At 60.9% G+C, this 3981-nt stretch carries 5 protein-coding genes and 1 pseudogene; 1 reads left to right on the forward strand and 5 read right to left on the reverse strand.

The window, feature by feature from the left end:
• The 3 genes and pseudogenes from ACFWF3_RS23105 to ACFWF3_RS23115 form a co-directional block, all read right to left on the reverse strand.
• Positions 1–297, reverse strand: a pseudogene (locus ACFWF3_RS23105) (hypothetical protein); the annotation flags it as partial.
• Positions 287–892: a hypothetical protein gene (locus tag ACFWF3_RS23110; protein ID WP_379315235.1), complete on the reverse strand. Its 606-nt coding sequence runs from the start codon at positions 890–892 to the stop codon at positions 287–289. The gene ACFWF3_RS23110 and the pseudogene ACFWF3_RS23105, both read right to left, overlap by 11 nt.
• The gene (locus ACFWF3_RS23115; protein WP_379315236.1) at positions 892–1200 is read right to left on the reverse strand and encodes a hypothetical protein; all 309 of its coding nucleotides are present in this window, start codon (positions 1198–1200) and stop codon (positions 892–894) included. The genes ACFWF3_RS23110 and ACFWF3_RS23115 overlap by 1 nt, the downstream gene beginning before the upstream one ends.
• A 401-nt stretch (positions 1201–1601) precedes the next feature.
• On the opposite strand from ACFWF3_RS23115, the gene ACFWF3_RS23120 reads away from it, so the two are divergent.
• Entirely contained in the window at positions 1602–2435 is an 834-nt protein-coding gene (locus ACFWF3_RS23120; protein ID WP_379315237.1) for a YbaB/EbfC family nucleoid-associated protein, read from the forward strand.
• 338 nt (positions 2436–2773) lie between these two features.
• Here ACFWF3_RS23120 and ACFWF3_RS23125 read toward each other — a convergent pair whose 3' ends face one another.
• Positions 2774–3043 carry a hypothetical protein gene (locus ACFWF3_RS23125; RefSeq protein WP_379315238.1) on the reverse strand — a complete coding sequence of 90 codons (270 nt, stop codon included), beginning with the start codon at positions 3041–3043 and terminating at the stop codon, positions 2774–2776.
• A 320-nt stretch (positions 3044–3363) separates the two neighbouring features.
• Complete coding sequence (locus ACFWF3_RS23130) at positions 3364–3609, reverse strand: helix-turn-helix domain-containing protein (protein WP_379315239.1); 246 nt, start codon at positions 3607–3609, stop codon at positions 3364–3366.
• Positions 3610–3981: the final 372 nt, after the last annotated feature.

The raw sequence follows: 3981 nt of genomic DNA on the forward strand, positions 1-3981 counted from the left end.
GGTAGTCGCCTTGGCCCCGTCACCGGTAGTCGCCTTGGCCCCGTCACCGGTAGTCGCCTTGGCCCCGTCACCGGTAGTCGCCTTGGCCCCGTCACCGGTAGTCGCCTTGGCCCCGTCACCCGCGCCGCCACCATTTGCCACACTATTCATCTGTCCCGCGACCGTCTGCAATGACCCCGACACGGCACTGTCTGTTGCGGTATTCAACCCTGAGACGAGTTGAACCTTGTTCTCGACATCAGGCTTGAACACCGTGTTGAGCCATTGAGTCGCGTACTGCTGAGGATCAAGCGACATCGGAACCACCGCCCGGGTATTCAGGAAGGATCGCGCGCAATTTCGCCGCCGCCTCTTCGGAGCTCGATCCGCCGAAACCGTTCTTGGCGTAGTCCACGAGTTGACTGACCTGCTGAAACGATAGGCCGGCGATATTGTCGCTGAGGCTTTGCTCGATCGCGGACGCCTTCTGCGAAACCATGCGCTCGAGGGTGTCGGCCGCCGTGGTGACGGTATTCGCGGTGAGGGAAAGCGACTCGGTGTCAGCAGTCAGACCGACACCCAGCTGCGACTGCGCCTGCGCCGCCGCGGACGATCCCGTGGATTCGTTCCAGACCGAGTTCAGCTCGGTGAGCTGAGACTGCTGATCGACGGCGAGATCATTCAGCGTCACTGTCAGCTCGTCGCTCAGGGTGGTCGCATACGTGCGGAGCGCTTCCACGCTCATACCCTGCTGTTGCTGATAGCCATCGATGAGCGTGTCCGGACTCGTCTCATTCGGGTATGTTCCGGTCCAATCCTGGTACAGAGACATGAACTGTCCGAGGCTATTCAGTTTGCCGAGTCCCTGAGCCAAGATCCGGTCGACGTCGCTGCTGCCCTGGGCCGCCTGCATTACCGTGCTCCTTCGATCGAGTTGATACCGGCGGCCGCTGTATCGTCCGAGTCGGCTATCGCGTTCGCGCTCGTCGCCAGGTTGCTGCCGTTCTGCTCTACGACGGCCGCCCAGCCGGTCACCCGCACGCCGATAGCTTCCATCGCTGCCTGAATCTGCGCCCCATGATCCTGGTAGTCGCGGCCGGCCTGCGCCGGAACGAAATCGGCTGCGGCACTGGTCAAACGCCCTGCGCTTGTCCACAGCAGCTGGCTGGACGCAGTCTGGCCGCCCGCCAGCAAATGCACACCCTCACTGTTCATCTCCATGACAATCCCCTTACTGTGCGGCTGTTCGGTTCGATCGGTCGCACGCACCGAGGCCTTCACGGACTCTGTCGCGCGAACCAACATCCTCCGAGAGCAGGCTGAGTACACGCCCATTACGGCCGAGCCCGACTTCCTGGTGGTATTCACCACGTTGCCCCCCGAGATCTGTTGTGTCACTAGGTATGACGCGGCAGACTCGGGAGTGGTTCCCTCGAATCCGAACAATCTTTGGAACCGGCCGCCGACTGCGGGGGAGGTGGCAGCGAGTTCAGAGCCGGGTGCGGCACCCGATGGACGATCGTGTCGTGCATGAGCAGCATGTTTCCTCGCCGCAAGCGTCGTGTCGACTGCCGCGCAGAAGAGCTCGTTGGGCTCGCGCCGAAACTGGAGTGAGGTTCGTCATGGATGAAGCCGCCGAACGCGCGCGGATCGAGCATCTGCAAGAAGCCCTGCTGCGCATTCGGGGAGTTGCCTCCTCCAGCGATCAGTCGGTCACTGTCGAGGTGGGCGCCAATGGGTCGCTGCACGACATCCGGCTCAGCGAGTCCGGCCTTCGGTTGGATCCAAAGATTCTGGTGGAACAGATTGTCGGCTTACACAGACTCGCTCACGCCGAAGCCAGCGATACCATGCGTGCAACAGTCGAAGACCTGCAGGACGAGATCGAGACGGAGGATGAATCCGAGCCTGAAGGCAACGATCTCGACAGCCCGGAGGAGGCCGAGCCGGGCGTCCAGCCAACCGATTCGCTGGAGCCCGCGTCACCGGCCGATGAGCAGCCGCGTGAGGAGAACTCACCGCAGGCACCAGATGCTGAGCCGAACGTGGCATCTGAGCACCCGGATCCCGGCCCCGATCCGCGAGATCAAATCCACGACGCACCGCCGGTTGCCGTTGCGCGCAGGGGAGATCCAGAAGATCGAATGGCGCATGTGATCAGGCCGCACGAGCCTCCCGGCGACGGCGGCGTCTACGACCTGATAGAGCCCGGTGATGACAACCCCTACGCGACCGTCATCGCGAGTCCGCCGGCGCCGAGAAGAGTCCCGTTGCCCCGTCCGACGTCCTCGACGTCAGACCTCGATGCCGCCGATCGACCGGTGCCACAACCAATCGGTCCGCCCTGGCACGACACAGCCTTGTCGCCCCACCCAGCCTTGCCGCCTAACCATGACTATCCAGAATACGACTATCCCGGATACGACTATCTGGACGACTATCACTGGGACAATTGAGGGAACCTCGTAGCTACCTCTCCATCCTACTCATGGACCGTGACTGGAGTATCCGCCGCCGTTCGACGTCATCTGCTGGGCCGCTACTACGAACGCTGCGCCGCGACAGCAACATTGAGAAGGATGTTCGGCGCATCTCCGGCCACTCGCTACTCCCCGATACCCAGGGCAGGGACGAATCTGTAATCACCCGTACAAGGCACGGTGACATAGCGGAGAAAGCGCACGCATTTTCAGGATGCTGACCGAGGCAGTCCGTAGGCCCGCAGCTTCTATCCGCGAGCCTACAGACGGGCCTGAATTGGCACTACAGGCGATAGCATCACCATCAGCCGCTGTTAGTGGTCGTAGCCCCAGGTGCTGTGCTGAATCGCCCAATCGGAGCACCCGACGCCGTTCTCGCACACCCGCAGGCTGATATTCAGGGGGCGAGCGCCGCCCTCAGAAAACATCACGTCCTGGGCAAGCTGGCTGCTACCGAAGGCAACAGTCTTGACCTCGCCACTATCCTTCATCTTGAATTCGGACCTGGCCTCGAAACTGCACGCCGCACCGGAGTTGTCGTTTCGGCCGGTCTTTACCAGCCAGTTGTAGGCGTACCCATCCATCGGAACTCCCCCGATGGATACGACATCCGCGCTCCATGTGCACGGCCCATAGCTCTGGCTCACAACAGGGCTCGCAGACGCATTACCCGCCCCCAATAGCGCCCCAGCCGTCACCGACGCAACTGCCAAACCAGCGACAGCGAATGCTCGAAAGTTCGTCATTTCCAACCTCCATCATTTGTCTTTTGTTGAACACGACAAACATAACCCGACCACCGGCTTACTCAACAGGAAGTACCACCGGCAGAAAGAGCGGAAGTTTATTCGCCACGCGATCGAGCGGCGGTGCAGATTTGCCCGTCGACCACTAGCATGGTAAATCAGCCTCGCTGTCGTCGGCACGATATGGGCCGATCTACCATCCGCAGCAGAATTACCTCTTCCTCTTCCGTCAATTGCAGCGCACTGGTGAGCCGCCTAATGGATTTGATATGCGGATACCTGGTGCATCCGCGTTCGATGTTCCGCAATGCACGCACACTCAGCTGCGCCCTATCTGCCAACTCTTCCTGACTCAGATTGGCGCGCAAGCGGTACTCCATAAGCGCGCCCGCAATTAGCTCCATCTTGGCCTCCCCGCTGCTAGCGCAGACTGCGTTGTAGCGACACAACTCAGCGCCTGAGCCTTACGAATCACTGGGCCCGCCTTTCTCGCAGCGAATCCTCGGACCAACTCGCTCGGCTGGCTTTCGTTGCCTTACAACCAAATTAGACGGCCCGAAAGCGTCTTCGGTTCCGTCGAAAGACGATTCGACCCCATGACCGTTGTCACATTGCAATCTCTTCAACGAAAGGGTAGGAGAGTCTGCGGCCGATTTGCCGATGCGCACGAATACACTTGCCCGCCGGACGCGCGGCCATTGCAGTAGCCACGCGTTACCGCAGTTGCTGTTCTGTTCCATCAACTAGAAAAGCCCCCGCACTCCTTCCGGAAGGAG

Origin of the sequence: Nocardia sp. NPDC060220 (assembly GCF_042727815.1) — a bacterium.
Lineage (GTDB): Bacteria > Actinomycetota > Actinomycetes > Mycobacteriales > Mycobacteriaceae > Nocardia.